This is a genomic window from Bacillus sp. FSL R5-0447, assembly GCF_038606125.1.
Taxonomy (GTDB): domain Bacteria; phylum Bacillota; class Bacilli; order Bacillales; family Bacillaceae; genus Bacillus; species Bacillus velezensis.
Genome location: NZ_CP152012.1, coordinates 745,047 through 763,380 on the forward strand (window position 1 = coordinate 745,047; position 18,334 = coordinate 763,380).

Below are 18,334 nucleotides of genomic sequence, written 5' to 3' on the forward strand. Positions count from 1 at the left end.
GAAAACAAAAATGTATGCACTTACATTTCAGAGCAGAGAAAGGATTTTGCCAAATGACTCACACAGTGCCTCAAAACATGAAAGCGGCGGTTATGCACAACACGAGAGAAATCAAAATCGAAACATTGCCCGTGCCTGACATCAATCATGATGAAGTGTTAATTAAGGTGATGGCTGTCGGAATTTGCGGATCTGATCTGCATTACTATACAAATGGCAGAATAGGCAATTATGTAGTGGAAAAACCATTTATCCTCGGTCATGAATGCGCGGGAGAAATTGCCGCCGTCGGATCGTCTGTCGATCAATTCAAGGTGGGAGACCGTGTCGCCGTCGAACCCGGTGTCACATGCGGACGCTGTGAGGCGTGTAAGGAAGGGCGTTATAACCTTTGCCCGGATGTACAGTTTTTGGCTACACCGCCGGTAGACGGCGCGTTTGTCCAATATATTAAAATGCGTCAGGACTTTGTTTTTTTAATCCCAGACTCACTTTCTTATGAAGATGCTGCTTTGATCGAGCCGTTTTCTGTCGGTATCCATGCGGCGGCCAGAACGAAGCTACAGCCCGGATCAACGATTGCGATTATGGGGATGGGCCCTGTTGGGTTAATGGCTGTTGCCGCAGCTAAAGCATTTGGGGCAGGCACAATCATTGTCACCGACTTAGAGCCGCTGCGGTTAGAAGCTGCGAAAAAAATGGGAGCGACTCACATTATTAATATACGTGAACAGGATGCACTTGAAGAGATTAAAACGATCACGAATGATAGAGGCGTTGATGTTGCTTGGGAAACAGCGGGGAATCCGGCGGCATTGCAATCCGCACTGGCTTCCGTGCGCCGGGGCGGAAAACTGGCGATTGTCGGTTTGCCTTCTCAGAACGAGATTCCGCTCAATGTGCCGTTTATTGCAGATAACGAGATTGATATATACGGAATTTTCCGTTATGCGAATACGTATCCGAAGGGAATTGAATTTCTCGCTTCCGGCATAGTGGACACGAAGCATCTTGTAACGGACCAATATCCGCTGGAGAAGACGCAAGAGGCGATGGAACGGGCCTTTCAATACAAAAATGAATGCTTAAAAGTGATGGTGTATCCAAATCGCTGAATGAACGGGGAGGATCTTTGCATTCTCCCTCTTGCTTATCAAAAATGAAAACGGATTCTTGGGGTGGGAAATGATGATTGAAACAGAAAAAGCAGCGGCAGTAAAGACGAAATATCGCGGCCTGTCCTGGATGGAACGGATCGGCTACGGATTCGGCGATATGTCGTACAATATTATCTTTCAGTTTGTAAACGCATACTTATTATTCTACTATACAGACGTCGGCGGCATTAAGCCTGCGGTCATCGCAGCTTTGTTTCTTATCGTAAGGGTGCTGGACGCTGTTTTTGACCCGATTATGGGCGTGATTTTAGACAAGACGAATACAAGATGGGGAAAGGCAAGGCCGTATCTTTTGTGGGTGGCGTTTCCTTTTGCGCTATTTACGTTCTTATGCTTCACGACCCCTCATTTCGGCGAGACGGGGAATATGGTTTATGCGTACATCACTTATATTCTGCTTGGGATGTCCTTCAGCATGCAGACGATTCCGGTCAACAGCTTAACGGGGCGGATGACGAATTCCGTGGAGGAACGGACGGTTCTGACGACGACCCGGATGATTTTGGTTTATATCGGAATTCTGTTATCGATTTCCTGTGCGACACCGCTTGCGGACGCCATCGGCGGGAAAGATCAGGCGTTTGGATTTCAGATGACGGCGCTCATCTATGCGGCTGTCAGCATCGTTTTGAATCTATTTAGTTTCTTTACTGTACGGGAGCGGATTCAAACTGAAAAAAGAAAAAAACAAGGAATGAAAAAGACGTTGTCCGTTTTGTTCCGAAACAAGCCTTTGCTCATTTTGGTTTCTGCATTTTTGGCGTTTGCGATTGGGTTTAACATTAAGCTCAGCACGATGGTGTACTATTTTACGTATAACGTCAGCCATAAGGAATTTGTGTTTTTAGGAACTGTATTATTTTTCGGCGCGGCGCTGATCAGCAATCTGTTTATTCCTTTCTTTTCTGAGAAGCGGGGCCGGAAGCAGGTTATGATCATCACGGCGGCGCTATCGCTGATTTCTTATGCGGGCCTTCAGTTTACATCGTATTCTTCGCTGCCGCTTATTTTCTTTTGGCTTTTCGTTTCGGGATTTTTCACAACGCCTTTAAATACGCTTGCTTGGGGAATGGTTGCCGATTGTGTCGATTATGCGGAATGGAAAACCGGAGTCCGGGCTGATGGCGTGGTGATTTCGAGTATGAGTTTCATCAATAAGCTCGGAGTTGCGTTAGCCGGGTCATTTTCGGCCGTTTATCTCGGAATCGCCGGATATGCCGCGAATACCGATCAGACGGCCTCGTCATTGAATGCGATTAAAAATATGAATGCGCTCATTCCGGGATTGTTCATTCTGCTGTCTATTATTCTTATTTCTTTTTATCCTTTAACTGAAAAAAAATATCAGCAGATGATGTCTGATCTGGAGCAAAGAGCTGCAAGATAAGTATACGTAAAATTTAAAATATTCTATGTAAACGGTTGTATTTATGACAGAAAGCACTATACTGAAACTATAATTGAGAATTGATAAACGAGTGTGATAATGTGGGAAGCCAATCTGTTATTTGTATTGGAGAATTGTTAATTGATTTCTTTTGTACCGATGTGGATGTTGATTTGACGGAAGGGCGCAATTTCTTAAAAAGTGCCGGCGGCGCACCGGCGAATGTGTCGGCAGCGATTGCTAAGCTGGGCGGAGACGCGGCTTTCAGCGGAAAAACAGGCAAAGATCCGTTCGGGTATTTTCTGAAGCAGACATTGGACGCCGCACATGTCGATACCTCTATGCTTGTCATGGATGAGAAAGCGCCTACAACGCTTGCGTTTGTTTCATTAAAACAAAATGGGGAGCGCGACTTTGTGTTTAACAGAGGAGCGGACGCTTTGTTAACGCTGGATGATATTGATCTGGAAAAGGTAAACGATGCGAAAATCCTTCATTTCGGATCAGCGACGGCATTGTTATCTGATCCGTTTTGCTCAGCCTATTTACGGCTGATGTCGATTGCGAAAGACAATGGACAGTTTATTTCCTTCGATCCTAACTACCGTGAGGATTTATGGAAAGGAAGAGTTTCAGAGTTTATAAACACCGCAAAAAAAGCCGTTGCCGTAAGTGATTTTGTGAAAGTCAGTGACGAAGAGCTTGAGATCATCAGCGGTGCGAAGGATCATAAAGAAGGTGTTGCGGTTCTTCATGAGCTCGGGGCCGGCATAGTTGCGGTGACACTCGGGAAAAGCGGGACCCTTCTTTCAAATGGGAAGGATATTGACATCATTCCGAGCATTCCGGTGACATCAATAGACTCAACGGGAGCGGGAGATGCGTTTGTCGGCGCGGCGCTGTATCAGCTGGCGCGCACGGATGAGATTCAGACGGCAGCCGAAGATTTTGCGAAGCTGCGTGATATTGTCTCATTTGCCAATAAGGTGGGGGCGCTCGTGTGCACCAAAATCGGTGCGATCGATGCTCTGCCGAGTTTAAAAGAGGTTGAAGTATCACTGTAAAGTATGGAGGATGTTTCTTGAAAGTCATCGGACTTCGGGAAGCATCCTCTTTATTTAGGTCTGAAACTCTTTACGATATACGGTATACTTTAGAAAGGCATCCAGTAAATTGAACCGATGTGAAGTACATACAATCACGTTTTTATCAGTTCTGAGTAAAACCAAGTTTCTGCTGCTGCCGTCATGTATAGTATGACGGCCTATGATATTGAACCGCGGAGGAATGTTTTTCATGAAACATGTTTTTCTTATTGTGCAATGCGCGTTTTCTGTTTTTTGTTTTCTTTGTCTCGCCGCTGTCAATTGGTATCAGGGGAGTGAGCTTGTTTCTGATTCGTTTGATTGGAATGATACGGCGAAATTTTCAAAGCTTTTGAATGGGACGGATACGATTACAAGTCCGGAACAGATTTCGCAGCTTGATTTCTTTGTGTATGCGGCGAAACATTATCCGTTAGTGAGCGGGTTGATGATCGGGCTGTTTGTTTATTTTTTGTTCTCACTGTATCTGGTCATAAAGAATTTCCGCCGGCACAAATGGGCTGAATGAGACTATTTTCATATAAAATACATAAATTTATGAGAAAATGAAACTTTTTTCGAAAAAAACAGTATAGATAACTATGAACTTGTTACTATTTAATTTTGGGAGGAAAATGAAAAATGAGTATTTTAGGAAGATTTAAAGACATCATGTCAAGCAATATCAATGCGCTGCTGGATAAAGCTGAAAACCCTGAAAAAATGGTTGATCAATATTTGCGGAATCTGAACAGTGATTTAGGAAAAGTGAAAGCGGAGACGGCTTCTGTCATGGCTGAGGAACAGCGGGCGAAAAGAGCGTTAACAGAATGCCAGGCTGATGCCGAAAAGATGGAAAATTATGCGATGAAAGCATTGCAGGCCGGCAATGAAGCCGATGCGCGGACATTTTTGGAAAGGAAAGCGGCTGTTGAATCAAGACTGACCGAGCTGCAAACGGCTTATCAGCTCGCTTCTTCCAACGCGTCTCAAATGCGCAAAATGCATGACAAGCTTGTCGCTGATATCGGAGAGCTTGAGTCGCGCCGAAATGCCATCAAAGCGAAGTGGTCTGTGGCAAAAACGCAGGAGAGAATGAACAAATTGGGGTCCTCTGTGTCAAATGCGGGCCAATCGATGACAGCTTTCGGCAGAATGGAAGACAAGGTCAACCAAGCGCTTGATCATGCCAATGCGATGGCTGAGCTGAACGCGTCTCCGAAAGACGATATTGGCGAGCTGACGGCTAAATATGACAGCAATCAAAGCAGTGTCGATGATGAATTGGCGGCGCTTAAGCAGAAAATGCTTTTCAGTAAAGATCAATAGACAGCGGGCTGCAGCTTTGTCCGATATAAAGAGAAAGTGAGAGAAACAGAATGATCATTTCTTATAAATGCCCGAACTGCGGCGATGATATGGTCTTTGACAGTTCATCCGGCATGCTGACATGTCACAGCTGCGGGCGGCAGGATCAGATTGAAAGCCTGCCAAAGGAGTATATAACGACGAGATTTTCCGAAAATGAGGCGAACGAGTACCGCTGTGAAAATTGCGGCGCGGTATTAATGACTGAGGCGGAAACGACGGCCACGACGTGCGGGTTTTGCGGAGGAGCCGCCGTTCTCGCCGACCGATTGTCGGGAAATCTCGCGCCTTCGATGGTGATCCCTTTTACGATCAGCAAGGAAGAAGCCATGAGCGCTTTTAAAAAGTGGTGCCGAAACGGCCGTCTGACACCGAAAGGATTTATGACTGCCGATCGGGTGAAGAGCATAACCGGCATGTACGTGCCGTTTTGGATGTTTGACTTAAACAGCAAGGTTCAGGTCAATGCCGTTTGTACGAGAGTGCATCACTATGAAGATGGAGAATACCGGGTGACGGAGACCGAGTATTACAACGCGTACCGCGATATCAATCTTGATTATCTCAAAATTCCGGTCGACGCTTCAGAAAAAATGAATGATGAATTAATGGACAAATTGGAACCTTACTCATACAGTGAACTGAAGGAGTTTAATACGGCCTATTTAGCGGGATATATAGCGGAAAAGTACAATTATACCGATGACGATCTCTTTCCGCGGGCGAAGGATAAAATCAGCCATTATATTGATTCTTATATCAGATCCACCTTCTCCGGATATACGACGGCTGACATTACGGATGAGCAGATTCAGACCGATAAAATCAGCAGCTTTTACGTACTGCTTCCGGTCTGGATGGTCAGCTACGACTATGAGCGGGCTGAACACATTTTTGCGATGAACGGGCAGACGGGCAAGGTTGTCGGCAAACCGCCGATCAGTGCCGGAAAAGTGGCCGCGTGGTTCGGCGGCATAACCGCCGGTGCGTTTTTAGCATTAAGACTCGTCTCACTTATGATAGGAGGCGGTTTTTGATGAAAGTATCGATAAAAAAAGCGTGTCTCTTCTGCTTCGTCCTTTTTCTGATGCTGTCTTTTGGTTTACATACATCGGCGTCTGCCGCGGAACAGAAGCAATATGTTTATGACAATGCTCATTTATTAACGAAGGATGAAACGAAGAAACTTGAGGAATTGGCCGGGAAGCTCGGGGCAAAGCGCCATACCGATTTTATCATTCTTACCGCAAACGGAACGGGCGGTAAGGACATCGAGCAGTACGCCGGTGATTTTTATGACAGTCATTTTAGCGGAAGCACGGCGATTTTGACCATTGATATGAAAAAGCGGGAAGTATTTATCTCCGGATATAAAAAGGCGGAGACGTATTTGAATAACAGCCGGCTGAATACGATCAGAAATACGATCTCGTCAGATATTTCCGCAGGCCATTATGAAAAGGCGTTTCAGACCTACATCAAGATGGCTTATAAAGATATGGGGAAAAGCCCGGACGACAAGTCTGACAATCTGCTGCTCACATGGTGGTTTCAGCTCATTATTGCCGCAGCCGCGGCCGGAATCACCGTCACTGTGATGGTGTACAATTCCGGCGGCAAGGTCACCGTCACCGGCAGCACGTATATGGATCACGATACGTCTGAAGTGCTGAGCCAGCACGACACATATATCCGAACCGACGTTACAAGAGAAAAAAAGCCTGATAAAGATAATGACAATGACGGCGGAGTCACGAGGGGCGGCACGAGTTACAGCGGAAGCAAGGGAAGTTTTTAAATTATATGTAAAGGATTTGAGCATACATGGGTTTTTTCAGAAATCAGTTAGCAAATGTGGTGGAATGGGAAGAATTCAGAGATGACATGGTTTTCTATAAATGGAACAACCGTGAAATTAAAAAAGGCAGCCGTCTGATCATCCGGCCGGGACAGGATGCCATCTTTTTATACAACGGGAAGATTGAAGGAATTTTCCGTGATGACGGCGATTATGATATCGAATCAGAAATCATTCCGTTTCTATCTACACTAAAAGGGTTTAAGTTTGGCTTTAACAGCGGCATGCGGGCTGAAGTGCTGTTCGTGAATACGAAGGAGTTCACCGTGAAGTGGGGCACAAAAAACGCCATCAATATTCCGGCGGCAGGTATGCCGGGCGGTATGCCGATCCGCGCAAACGGCACATTTAACTTCAAGGTCATTGACTACATCGGATTGATTGATAAGATTGCGGGTGTCAAAGACAGCTATTTAGTGGAGGACATTAAAATCCGGATTACGTCTATTCTCGATCAGCTTTTGATGAAATGGATCACCAGAGAAGGAAAAGACATGTTCAATCTGCAGTCGAATTCCTTTGAAATCGGAAAAGGGATTCAAGAAGATCTTGATATGCAGCTGATCGGAGACGGCATGTCGATTACGGGCTTCAATATTATGAGCTTTAACTATCCGCAGGAAGTTCAGGATATGATTACGAAAAACGCTTCTTACGGCATGGTGGGCGATGTGAACCGCTATCAGCAGATTTCCATGACGGACGGAATGTCATCCGGCAAAATGAACGGAAGCGGCGCCGCCTCAGACATGGCGGGCATGATGATGGGAATGAATGCGGCAAATCAAATGATGAACCAAATGAACCAAAATCAGCAGAACCAGCCGCAGCAAGATCAAAGTCAGCAGAATCAGGGGACGGCACCGGCAAACGGCTCGGAAGGAGCGGCTAAGCCGAAATTCTGTCCGAACTGCGGAACGAAAACGGAAGGCGCGAATTTTTGCCCGAATTGCGGACAGAAGCTTGCCTGACGATATACGAAAAAGAGGCCTTTTTGGGGCCTCTTTTTTTTGTCATGATTTCATTGTTTGAACGATGAGGGATGTCAGCGCTTTAGACCCCTCAGGTATGAGATGGACGCCGTCCGGTGTGAAGTATTCAGGGTGCTGCAATGCTTTTGCGTGCCAATCGACAAGCGTCACATTTTTGCGAGACTCGGCTTGCCGGCGCAATGATTCGTTTACTTTGCTTTCCCACTGCCGCGGCACACGCGTGTTGACAAGATAGATATCGGCTTTTGAAAAGGAGCTGATCAGTGATTCAATTTGGCTGTTTGTGAAATAGCCGTTCGTCCCTAACTCGATGATGACCGCTTTGTTCGGCTGATTAAATGACGCATATTCCGAAGTGAGCTGGAGTGCTTGAGAGACTTGTCTTCCTACCTTTCCGTCGATGGTGACATGAGGGAGGGACTGCCGCAGGTATGACGCAATGTCCAGCATCACCGAGTCACCGATAGCCAGCACGTCTTGCTGAGGCTGTGTTTGTTTTGGATCAGCCGTTTTTTGAGATGACCGTTCCTTTTTCTCTTCGTTTTTCTTTGTATTTGATTTGTCTGTTGGTTCTTTCTTGTTTTTGTCTGACGCGGTGTCTGTTTTTTCGCCGCTGTGTTTTTTCTTGCTGTCATCTTCTTTTGCCGGTTGATCGTGATCGGCCGTCTTGTGCGAAGAGGCGGCGGTTTCTTGCTGATCATTTTGCGCGTACGTCCATTGCGGCTGTTTTTTCTCTTCGGCTATTCCTGACAGCCCGCCCGCAAATACGAGAATGGCGGCAAGAATAAGGCCGAGCGACATTCTGCTGATGACAGAGGACGTCTTCCATTCCAGAAAGCGGTTCAGAAACACGCGGCGTAAAAATGGCCGGAAGCCCGCAGTGCGGATCGGCTGTTCAATGAAATGGTAAGACAGCTCGGCAAGAATGAAAGTGGCACCGATTCTGACGGCGCAGTGCCAATAAACCGGATTTCCGATTTCCTGCACGGGTGTGCTCAGTACGATAACCGGGTAATGCCAAAGATAGATTCCGTATGATCTCGTTCCGATCCAGCGAAGCGGCTTCCATGAAAGAACATGTCCCAAAAAGCTGCTCGGATGGCATAAACATGCGACAAGAACCGCTGCGGTGATGCTGATCAAAAGCATGCCGCCCTTGTACAGGAAGGGTTCATATTCATCCGTGTAAAAGACGCAAAGCAGCAGCGCGGCAAAAGCGGCAAGCTCCGTCCCGTGAAGCAGGTGTTTCATTCTGCTCGGCAGCCGTTTGGAAGATAATCGTTTCATCGGCCACACTAAAGCTAAAGCGCAGCCGATCAGCAATTCAAATGAGCGGGTATCCGTCCCGTAATAAACGCGGCTCGGATCTCCGCCGGGCACATACATCATACTCATTACGACTGCCGAACATAACGCGAGGAACATGACCGCGGCCGCAAGCCGGGCCCGTGTTTTACATATGTACATTCCCGCAAGCAGCAGGAAGGGCCATATGATATAAAACTGTTCTTCAATCGCCAGCGACCAAAGGTTTTTTAATGGCGAAGGGGAGCCGAAGCTGTCGAAATAAGAAAGCTGATGAAAGATAAACCACCAATTGCTTATGTAAAAAAGTGAGGAGACCGCATCCCCGCGTACGGTATGCAGGAGCTCGCTGTTAAACAATACGACCCAAATGACCGTCGTGATAATCATGAGATAAGCCGCCGGCAGAAGCCGCCTGATCCGGCGCACCCAAAAATCACGCAAATCAAGGGTGATGGCATTGCCTTGGGCAGGCAATATAATAGATGTAATTAAATACCCCGATAAAACAAAAAAGATATCAACACCAATGAAACCGCCGTCGGCCCAGTTAAAATTCAGATGATATGCGATAACTGCGAGGACGGCAAAGGCGCGAAGTCCATCCAGTCCGGGAATATAGCGGTGATGCAGTGACTTGTCTGACATGGTATTCCTCCAATAATGTGTGCGGAAATTCTCGCTGTTTTGCGGATGGCTATGGCAGATTTCTGTACAGTCTTCCATTTGTTCCGTTAATTAGACGCATTCGGAAGGGGATTTTGTTTCAGAAAAAATGAATGAAATGCTGTGATTTTCTTAAACTTTTCAGCCCCCGTCCGGCGTCTGTTATATGAAAAGGGTCTCTTGTACATCTTGGCTGTTGCGGGACGAAAGAAAAAATCCATGATCTGCGGATATCATGGATTTTTTTCTTTCTTTATCTGATGTAGCGGTCTCCGACAAGCAGCTTGGAGATGACGGAGGTCGGTATTGTAAACTCTGTGACGCCCATATATCCGGGTGCCGCTTCATATTCGTCAAATGAGATGACAAGTTTGTGCTTATCTGTAATATAAAAATTCTGGTCGGCGCGGATGGCTTTAAAAGGCTCCGACATATCATTATCTTCGACCCAGTATATTTTATTCGGATCTTCTTTCATCTGTTTTTTCATTTGTTCTTTAATATTTTGGCTGATGACTTTAATATAACGGTCATCTTTAAATAAACTCTTTAACGTAAGCACGGCCTCATTCTTTTTATCAATCGTGATGTAACGGCTTTGCGTATAAGATGAAGCTTGCGTTTTTTCGATATCACGGCGGATTGAGATCAAATCCGCTGTGTCAGTAACGGTTTCATAATCGCTGTAAATACTAAGGTGGCCTTTTTTGCTTTTTGAGGTCGCCTTCATAAATTCCTGATACAGCTCTTTTCTTTCTTTCATATAATGCCGGTTGATGCTGTCTTCGAGTTTATGATCGGAAAGGCCGGACAGAGCGGGCGTTTTCACATCAATGCTTGATTGGTTCTTTTCTTCCTTCATCTCCGTGAATGTGATGGCTTGGACGACTTTGCCGATGACGGGGATTTTAGACATGGCTTGTGCGGCATCCGGGTTGATATTGACAACGGCGGTAAATAAGACGGCCGCAGCGACTGCCGCGGATGTCGGCCACATCACGATTCGTTTTTTCTTCGGTTTCTGCTGAAGGGCTTTTTCGACAATGCTGTCCAGTTCCTTAGGAATGGGCACACTTTTATACTCTTCTCTTAATTGTTCTAATCTCTTTTCCATTAAGAAAGATCCTCCTTCGTCAGCTGAATGCGCATGAGCTTCAGCCCCCTGTAAAGGCGTGTTTTGACGGTGTTGATGTTTTCCCCCGTGATGTCCGCGATTTCTTCTAATTTCAGGTCTTCAAAGAAACGCAGAATGATAATGGTTTTATATTGATGCGGCAGGTCATCAAGCGCTTCGTGAAGGTCTGTGTCTTTGTAGTGATCTTCCTTTCCGCGGCTTAAAAACTCGATCGTTTCATCGTCCATCACTTTCAGTTTTTTCTGTTTGCGGAGAAAATCAATGGCCGTGCGCACTAAAATTTTATAAAACCAGCTTTTGATCACATCGGGGTTTTTGACGGATTCGACCGATGTCAGCGCTTTTTGAATTGATTCCTGAACAATATCTAACGCGTCATCCTTGTTCTTTACGTAACTGTACGCCAGCCGGTAAAAGTCTTCCTTGCGCTCAGTTATGCACGTCACAAGCGACGCTTTGGCTGTTTCGTTCTTCATTGCTTCAAAGGGCTCCTTTTTTAAAAATACGTTTCATAGGCTGCTGCCTAAGGATAGACGGGACAGGGTAAAAAATAGTTTGCGCAGAGGGGATCATTTTTAAAAGGAAAAGGAAGGAAAGACGATGAGATGAAAAAAAGAGCCGGAACGGCTCTTTTTCGGATGTGTTGATATTCAGCTGAACGGTTTAGTTCGGTTTGACTAAGATTTTCACTTGGTTTTTCTCTTTGATTAAAGCGCCGAAGCCTTCTTCAATCAGATCGTCGAGCACGATTTTTTTCGTGACGAGCTTATCTGCTGAGAAGTACCCCTCTTTCATCAGTGCAAGAACGGAAGGGAAGATGTCACGGTATCCGATAATGCCTTTTACGGTCCGTTCTTTGATGACGATATCGTTCGGATGAATTTCCGCTCCTTTTTCCCAGATGCTGACGATAACCGTTTCACCGGCAATGTTTGTTGACTGGATCGCCTGGCGGAGAACGACAGGAACGCCTGTTACTTCATAAGAAACATCAACGCCGCCGTTTGTGCGTTTAGCGATTTCTTCAACGACATCGTCCGTTTTTGACGGATCAATGATGATAGCGCCGAGTTCTTTCGCTTTTTCCTGACGCTCCGGTGAAAGTTCAACCGCGTAAATATCTGTGGCGCCGGCCGCTTTCAGGGCTTCAATCACAAGCAGCCCGATCGGTCCGCAGCCAAAAACTGCCGCCTTGTCGCCCGCTTTTAATTTGCTTTGGCGGACGGCGTAAAGCGCTACCGCTGACGGCTCAACAAGTGCGCCCTGTTCGTAAGAAAGCTCTTCAGGAAGCTTAAACAGCAATTCTTCGTCAACGGATACATATTCAGAAAATCCGCCGCCGCCTCCGGCTAAGCCTAAGAATCCCATTTGTTCATCAAGGTTATAGGCTCCCTGATGTCCGTGTGTGGCAAAAATCGGTTCCACGACGACACGGTCGCCGACGCTGTAATTTTTGACGCCTTCGCCCACTTCAACGACTTCTCCTGAGAATTCGTGACCCATCGTGACGGGCGCCATTTCGTTTGTTAACGGATGAGGTTTGCCGACCGGAATAAAGATCGGGCCTCCCAAATATTCATGAAGGTCGCTTCCGCAAATCCCGCACCATTTGACTTTAATTTTGACTTTACCCGGTTCTGCTTTAGGTTCATCAATGTTTTCGATTCGAATGTCTTTTTGATTGTGCCATCTTGCCGCTTTCATTGATTATCACTCCTAGTCTGATTGAAACGAGTATAGGTACATGATCAATATGAACCACGGTTAAAAGGAATAAAGTGCCTGCTTCCTAAAGCCTGATTTTTCTCAAAATATATCATATTATGCAACTATCAATAGGCCTTATAAAAAGTCCATATTGAATGCAGAAATACTCTATGAATATTATAACGCTAATGAATTAAATTTTGTAGTATAATTTACCATGGAATTATATAGAACAGGTAATTGTGCCGTCGTTATGTGCATGTCTCATCACGTTGTAATGAACATGTAAAGTGATTGAAATATTATAATCGTCTTCTTGGTGTATAATTTTGCCTAGAATAAAGAATCAGGAGGACGAAAGCTTGAAGAAGTTATTCTTAGCCTTATTGATTTTAGCAGGAAGCACGCTGGGAGCGATCAGTTACTCTTCTGATGCAAGTGCTAAAAAAGTGAACGGTAATATTACATGGTATAATGGAGTCGGTAAAAAAGGATCTTCCGGTAAAAAACTGGGACACTGGGATTGCGCGACAAAATTAGGATTTGACGTTCCGAGAAACGGAACGAAAATCAGAGCTTATGCGAAAGCAAAACCGAAAAAGGTTATCACCGTATACAAAAATGATGTAGGCCGTCTGCCGAATGCCGTATTGGATGTCAGCCCGAAAGCGTTCAAAGCGCTCGGATATCCATTAAGCAAAGGAAGAGTATCCGGACACTACAGCTATTAAAATAGACCATCTTAAAAAGCAAGGACACTGATTCTTGCTTTTTCTGATTGACGGAGAGATTGATAATGAAGAAGAAACGATGGATCTGGATGTTGCTGGCAGCCGTTTTGGCGGCGGCGGTCATCGCGTCCGTTTTACTGATTAAAGGAAAAAGCGACGGCGGCGGAAAAGCCGTTGTCTCCGGCGGCCATGACAAGCTGCTTGTTTCCATTACAGACAAAGATCTGATGACGAAATATTACGAGGACGGCCGCGTGCTGTATGAGGAAAAGCTTTCGGCATATCCGGCGTTTGCACTGGATGACGCCCGTCAGGTGCTCTATTTTGTCGGGAATAATGACCAAAATGAGATGCGTCTGTATAAGCTTGATCTGAAGACGAAAAAGAAGACGGTGCTTTATAAAGGAACGGCAAGCGCTGACAGTCTGTTTTTATCAAAGGATCTGACGCACATTTATTTCCGTCTCGGGAAAGCGGATGAAGATATTTTCCGGCTCGCATCTTTTGATTTGAAAACGAAACGTTATGAAAATCTGTATCCCGCCGCCGATGAGAAAGACGACAGTGTAAGCAGCTTCTTTTATAACCGCAGCCAAAACGATTTTGCGCTTTTGCATTATTCCGTCAAAGAGGATTATCAAAAAACGGATGAGGCAAATGAGAAGGGGATTGACCCTGAACCGACGAATATCCGGTTTGCGGCAGGAGCGGGCGAACACCTTCAGGATCTGACAAACCTTGAACAGTTTATCAGCGACGTGGCGGTGTCACCGGACGGAAAGAACCTTGTCTTTACATCTTATACCCAAAAAGGGACGGAACAAAAAGCGTCCATCCGTCTGATGAATGTCAAAACGAAAAAAGATGAAACGATTATCTCAAACGGGAAGGACTTCGCTCCGCTGATTGATGCCCAGCCTCAGTTTTCTAAAGACGGCAGCATCATTTATTTCATGGCGGAAGCAAAAGGCGCTAAGCGTTTGAAGGATGAAACGGGGCGGAATGCGAAGGTCCGGACCATTTATGCTTATCATTTGGATACGAAAAAATGCGAAAAAGTCTGGGAAAATGACAACGGCATTATCAACAGTTTTTCCGTCATCCAATCATGAAAAAAAACACTCAGCGCCCGCTGGGTGTTTTTTAATGAACAAAGCTGGCTGCGGCTGAGGCGAGCCATTTGAAAAAACGGAGAATCGGAACGGCAAAATGAAGCGTTTCGATGAATGACTGTGCGGCAAGGTTCATTTTCCGCCGTTTTGCCATTTCCTTCAGATCTTTCTGCTGCCGATCGTTTTTCATGTTCATTGCTCCTTTGCATCATAAAAGGACATGATAACGCAAAGGCCTCTCATGAGACATGGAGGCCTTCTCTATGTTGAGACTCGTAAAAGGGAGGTCTAACTTGATGCCGTTTGATTATTGTTTTGGAGATTTACCAACGAACGGACGCCGTCGATCATTTTACTGCCGCAAAGGGGGCAAGTCGGGGTATCACTGCCGGCAAAATTCTTTCTGCTCCAGCCGATACAGTCCTCTTTTGTGCATTCCCACGTACTGACATCTTCTTTAGGCAGCGGTTCCTGATTACGTTTGTTGTAGTAAGACATAAAGTCACTTCTTCCCTTATGAATTTTCGTGCACTCCTTCATTGTCTCATACTTTTCCCTAATCTCCTAATTCCTTTTTCTATCCAGATTTCCAATGAGGGTGCATCGTCTTCCTGTTATTACAGTATATGCAAATAAGTGTCTTCTTATTTTTTCTTTTTGGGTAAATAAAAAAGCCCCTTCTCTAAAAGGGGTGATATTTGTTTACTGCTTATCCGTGACGTCCATCGGTCTCATCATGTCGTAATCTTCATGTTCTAAAATATGACAGTGCCATACGTAGCGTCCGCTGTAAGGAGCGAAGGTCGCCGCGATTCTGATGACCTCTCCCGAGTGCGCCTGCACGGTATCTTTCCAGCCTTTCTCACTTGGAGGAGGCGGGACGGCGGGGCCTGTATACACAATGTCGCCGAATTTGTTATAACGCTCTAAGTCAAAAGGGCGCCGGTCAAGGATTTGGAAGGAAACAAGGTGCAGGTGTATCGGATGGGTTCCCCCCATCGGATTAATAATCGACCAGATTTCCGTTGTGCCGAGCTTCGGCGCTTCTGTCACAGGATCATGCCACCGCTTGTTATTCAGCGTCAAAACGGGCCGGCCGTATTTGTCTTGCGTATTTGTGAGTTTAAGCGTCCTGATATTGTGTATTCTCTTTGATGTCACATTAGGCATTGTTGAAAGATATTTAGGCTTCCGGCTTGTGTCTAATCCCTTCAGCGGTTTTGTGACGCGGAATTGCATCACATTGGCGTCTGTATCCGGATCGGCGTCGCCCCCGCAGCCGGTGCAGTTCGTTAAAATGATATGTTCTCCGTCAAAGGCGGAGAAATCGATGAGCACATCATACCGCTCTGCCGGGGCTAAGCTGATAGATTGTGTTTTGACAGAGCGGGGAAGCAATCCGCCGTCAGAACCGATTTGAATAAACTTCCCGCCGTTATTGAGCGAGAGAGAAAATGTTCTCGTATTGGAGGCATTAAGGATACGGAAACGATATGTCCGCGGTTCAACTTCCATATACGGCCACGCTTTACCATTGACGAGAATGGTATTTCCGCAAAAAAACGGGACGATGGAAGGGTCGGGCAGCGTTTCGGAAGGGTTAGCAGGTCCGCTCGGATAAGACAAGGAACCGTCGTCATTTAATGTGCGGTCCAAAATCATAAGCGGTACGTCATACTCTCCGGAGGGAAGCTTCAGCTGCTTTTCTTTTCGCTCGCGAATGATATACATCCCGGCAAGCCCGGCGTACACATTGAGCCTCGTAATCGCCATGGCGTGATCGTGATACCATAACAGAGCCCCGCGCTGTTTGTTTGGATAATGGTATACCTCTCTCTCAAAATAAGGACCCGTTTCCTTAAAATCCTTTGTGAACCATGCTTCCGGGTAGCCGTCGCTGTCCGGCGGCGTTGCTCCTCCGTGTAAATGGACGACGGTTTTGACATCGGGTTCCTGATGGCCGCTTTCTGAATGGTGAATGGTATGATCCACGGGCAGAAAATGCTTATCCGGCAGGTCATTCATCCATTTAATATAGACGTTTTCATCTTGGTTCACGTCGATCGTGGGGCCCGGAAATAAACCGTTATACCCCCACAGCCGGGTCGGCGGGAGATCGCGGTGCAGCTTGTGAAAGCATTCCTTCATGGTGACTTCATAATACGTGCTGCCGTCTGATTTCTTCTGCGGCTGGAGTGTTTCGATAATCGGCAGTTCATCTGCAAATTTTTCTAGAGCCATTTTTCATCCTGTCCTTATCATTTATTGAAATCCTGTACTACAGTTAATGCTGCCTGGAACAGGTTGGTTAAAAAAACACCCGCCCTTTTTTGAGGGGGGTGTTTGCGGTTATTGCGCAATCCGGCTTTCGGAAGCGCTCTCTTTCGGTTTTTGTTTTTTGCGGAATACATATGAGGCAAGTACCAGCAGAGTAATAAATCCTGTCAGCAGAAATTCAGACCGCATTGAACTGATAAACAGCATAGATAACAAGATGGCGCAAATGGCGATGATCGTCAGGTAGGTTAAGTACGGATAAAACCACATTTTGATTTTAAGAGATTCAGGGTTTGTCCGTTCGATTTTCTTTCTCATTCTCAGATGTGAGACGGCGATGACGAGATAGACGAGCAGTGCGATCGCCCCTGATGAATTGACCAGGAACAAAAATACGGAGTCGGGAGAAAAGTAGTTCATAACAACGGCAATATAGGAGAAAAAGGTGCCGGCGATAATGGCTTGAACCGGTACGCCTCTTTTGCTCAGTTTCATAAAACGCCGCGGCGCTTCATTTCGCTCTGCCAGTGAATACAGCATCCGTGACGTCGTATAAAGCCCGGAGTTCAGGCAGGACAGAACGGCTGTCAGGACGATGAAATTCATGATTTGAGCGGCTGCGGGAACCCCGATATGGCTCAAAACGGCAACGAAGGGGCTTTCCAAAATATTGGCTGAATCCCACGGCAGCAGTGTGACCACAACCGCAATGGAGCCGACGTAAAAAATAATGATCCGCCAAACGACTGAGCGGGTCGCCTTCGTGACGGATTCGACCGGATTTGACGTTTCTCCCGCTGCGATTGCGACGATTTCAGATCCCATGAAAGAAAAAATGACAACGACAATGCCGAGCAGAACGGAACTTGGACCTTTAGGGAAAAATCCGCCGCTGCCCGCCAGATTTTCCAGCCCGACCGGTTTGCTGCCGGGGACGATTCCGAAAATGAACGCAAATCCCGCGATTAAGAAGACAACGATCGTCGCTACCTTCACTAAGGAAAGCCAGTATTCAAATTCGCCGAACGATTTAACTGAATAAATATTCGTCAGTGTTAACAGCACGGTCAGAAGCAGACTCGTCAGCCATAACGGAATGCCCGGGAACCAGTACTGTATGATTCCGGCGCCTGCAATGGCTTCAATGGCAATGACGATGACCCAGAAAAACCAATACAGCCATCCGATCGTAAAACCGGCCCAAGGACCGATGGCGTCATGCGCGTACTGTGAAAACGAACCGCTTGTCGGGTTGACGGAGGACATTTCCCCCAGCATTCTCATAATAAAAATCACTAGTAATCCTGCTAAAGCGTAGGAGACAATCGCTCCGGGTCCGGTGGAATGAATGACGGATCCGCTTCCGACAAATAATCCGGCGCCGATCACGCCGGCAATTGAAATCATGGTCATATGCCGGGTTTTTAATCCCTTAGATAAAGAGTTAGGCTGATTCATTCTTTGCCTCCTTTTGGTTTGTTTATGCTGAATATTCCGACAAGTATTATTCTATCATAAATGCCACAGACAGTT

Annotated in this window: 18 protein-coding genes; 10 read left to right on the plus strand and 8 right to left on the minus strand. The window is 46.1% G+C overall.

The genetic code is table 11. The features are described 5' to 3' along the window. Positions 1-53 precede the first annotated feature (53 nt). The 8 genes from gutB (at position 54) to NYE68_RS03990 (ending at position 7,847) form a co-directional block, all read left to right on the plus strand. Entirely contained in the window at positions 54-1,115 is a 1,062-nt protein-coding gene (gutB, locus tag NYE68_RS03955; protein ID WP_064115505.1) for a sorbitol dehydrogenase, read from the plus strand. A 73-nt stretch (positions 1,116-1,188) separates the two neighbouring features. After that, positions 1,189-2,565, plus strand: a complete 1,377-nt coding sequence (locus NYE68_RS03960) for an MFS transporter (RefSeq protein WP_064115524.1) — start codon at positions 1,189-1,191, stop codon at positions 2,563-2,565. Between the two features lie 101 nt (positions 2,566-2,666). Further along, the gene (locus tag NYE68_RS03965) at positions 2,667-3,629 is read left to right on the plus strand and encodes a carbohydrate kinase (protein ID WP_061861217.1); all 963 of its coding nucleotides are present in this window, start codon (positions 2,667-2,669) and stop codon (positions 3,627-3,629) included. Between the two features lie 232 nt (positions 3,630-3,861). Continuing rightward, entirely contained in the window at positions 3,862-4,179 is a 318-nt protein-coding gene (locus NYE68_RS03970) for a YjdJ family protein (protein ID WP_015239299.1), read from the plus strand. Between the two features lie 113 nt (positions 4,180-4,292). After that, a complete protein-coding gene (locus NYE68_RS03975; protein ID WP_251257726.1) occupies positions 4,293-4,979 on the plus strand; it encodes a PspA/IM30 family protein in 687 nt (228 codons plus the stop codon). Positions 4,980-5,029: 50 nt separating this feature from the next. Continuing rightward, positions 5,030-6,055, plus strand: coding sequence for a TFIIB-type zinc ribbon-containing protein (locus NYE68_RS03980; protein WP_007408871.1), 1,026 nt, complete (start codon positions 5,030-5,032; stop codon positions 6,053-6,055). Further along, entirely contained in the window at positions 6,055-6,816 is a 762-nt protein-coding gene (locus tag NYE68_RS03985) for a TPM domain-containing protein (RefSeq protein ID WP_053573635.1), read from the plus strand. Before NYE68_RS03980 ends, NYE68_RS03985 begins: the two co-directional genes overlap by 1 nt. 26 nt (positions 6,817-6,842) lie before the next feature. Next, positions 6,843-7,847: an SPFH domain-containing protein gene (locus NYE68_RS03990; RefSeq protein WP_015239303.1), complete on the plus strand. Its 1,005-nt coding sequence runs from the start codon at positions 6,843-6,845 to the stop codon at positions 7,845-7,847. Between the two features lie 42 nt (positions 7,848-7,889). Here NYE68_RS03990 and NYE68_RS03995 read toward each other — a convergent pair whose 3' ends face one another. The 4 genes from NYE68_RS03995 to NYE68_RS04010 all read right to left on the minus strand — a co-directional run bounded on the left by NYE68_RS03995 (position 7,890) and on the right by NYE68_RS04010 (position 12,678). Then, a complete protein-coding gene (locus NYE68_RS03995) occupies positions 7,890-9,821 on the minus strand; it encodes an acyltransferase family protein (protein ID WP_053573636.1) in 1,932 nt (643 codons plus the stop codon). Positions 9,822-10,092: 271 nt separating this feature from the next. Beyond that, a complete protein-coding gene (rsiV, locus tag NYE68_RS04000; protein ID WP_324636079.1) occupies positions 10,093-10,953 on the minus strand; it encodes an anti-sigma-V factor RsiV in 861 nt (286 codons plus the stop codon). Next, positions 10,953-11,450 carry an RNA polymerase sigma factor gene (locus tag NYE68_RS04005; RefSeq protein ID WP_003155802.1) on the minus strand — a complete coding sequence of 166 codons (498 nt, stop codon included), beginning with the start codon at positions 11,448-11,450 and terminating at the stop codon, positions 10,953-10,955. Before NYE68_RS04005 ends, rsiV begins: the two co-directional genes overlap by 1 nt. A gap of 187 nt (positions 11,451-11,637) precedes the next feature. Then, positions 11,638-12,678: a 2,3-butanediol dehydrogenase gene (locus NYE68_RS04010; RefSeq protein WP_007408876.1), complete on the minus strand. Its 1,041-nt coding sequence runs from the start codon at positions 12,676-12,678 to the stop codon at positions 11,638-11,640. A 365-nt stretch (positions 12,679-13,043) separates the two neighbouring features. Here NYE68_RS04010 and NYE68_RS04015 point away from each other — a divergent pair, with 365 nt between their 5' ends. Together NYE68_RS04015 and NYE68_RS04020 are read left to right on the plus strand one after the other, a co-directional pair. After that, positions 13,044-13,412: an RlpA-like double-psi beta-barrel domain-containing protein gene (locus NYE68_RS04015; RefSeq protein ID WP_007408877.1), complete on the plus strand. Its 369-nt coding sequence runs from the start codon at positions 13,044-13,046 to the stop codon at positions 13,410-13,412. A 65-nt stretch (positions 13,413-13,477) separates the two neighbouring features. Then, complete coding sequence (locus tag NYE68_RS04020; protein ID WP_015416956.1) at positions 13,478-14,524, plus strand: PD40 domain-containing protein; 1,047 nt, start codon at positions 13,478-13,480, stop codon at positions 14,522-14,524. Between the two features lie 31 nt (positions 14,525-14,555). Here NYE68_RS04020 and NYE68_RS04025 read toward each other — a convergent pair whose 3' ends face one another. From NYE68_RS04025 to gabP, 4 genes are all read right to left on the minus strand, one after another. Then, positions 14,556-14,714, minus strand: a complete 159-nt coding sequence (locus NYE68_RS04025; protein ID WP_003155794.1) for a hypothetical protein — start codon at positions 14,712-14,714, stop codon at positions 14,556-14,558. A gap of 98 nt (positions 14,715-14,812) precedes the next feature. Continuing rightward, positions 14,813-15,022 (minus strand): cold-shock protein, encoded by a 210-nt coding sequence (locus NYE68_RS04030; RefSeq protein ID WP_007408879.1) that lies wholly within the window; start codon positions 15,020-15,022, stop codon positions 14,813-14,815. A gap of 204 nt (positions 15,023-15,226) precedes the next feature. Further along, on the minus strand, positions 15,227-16,765 hold the full coding sequence (gene cotA, locus NYE68_RS04035) for an outer spore coat copper-dependent laccase CotA (RefSeq protein ID WP_324636078.1): 1,539 nt from the start codon (positions 16,763-16,765) through the stop codon (positions 15,227-15,229). Positions 16,766-16,873: 108 nt separating this feature from the next. Continuing rightward, on the minus strand, positions 16,874-18,259 hold the full coding sequence (gene gabP, locus NYE68_RS04040; protein ID WP_007408881.1) for a GABA permease: 1,386 nt from the start codon (positions 18,257-18,259) through the stop codon (positions 16,874-16,876). Positions 18,260-18,334: the final 75 nt, after the last annotated feature.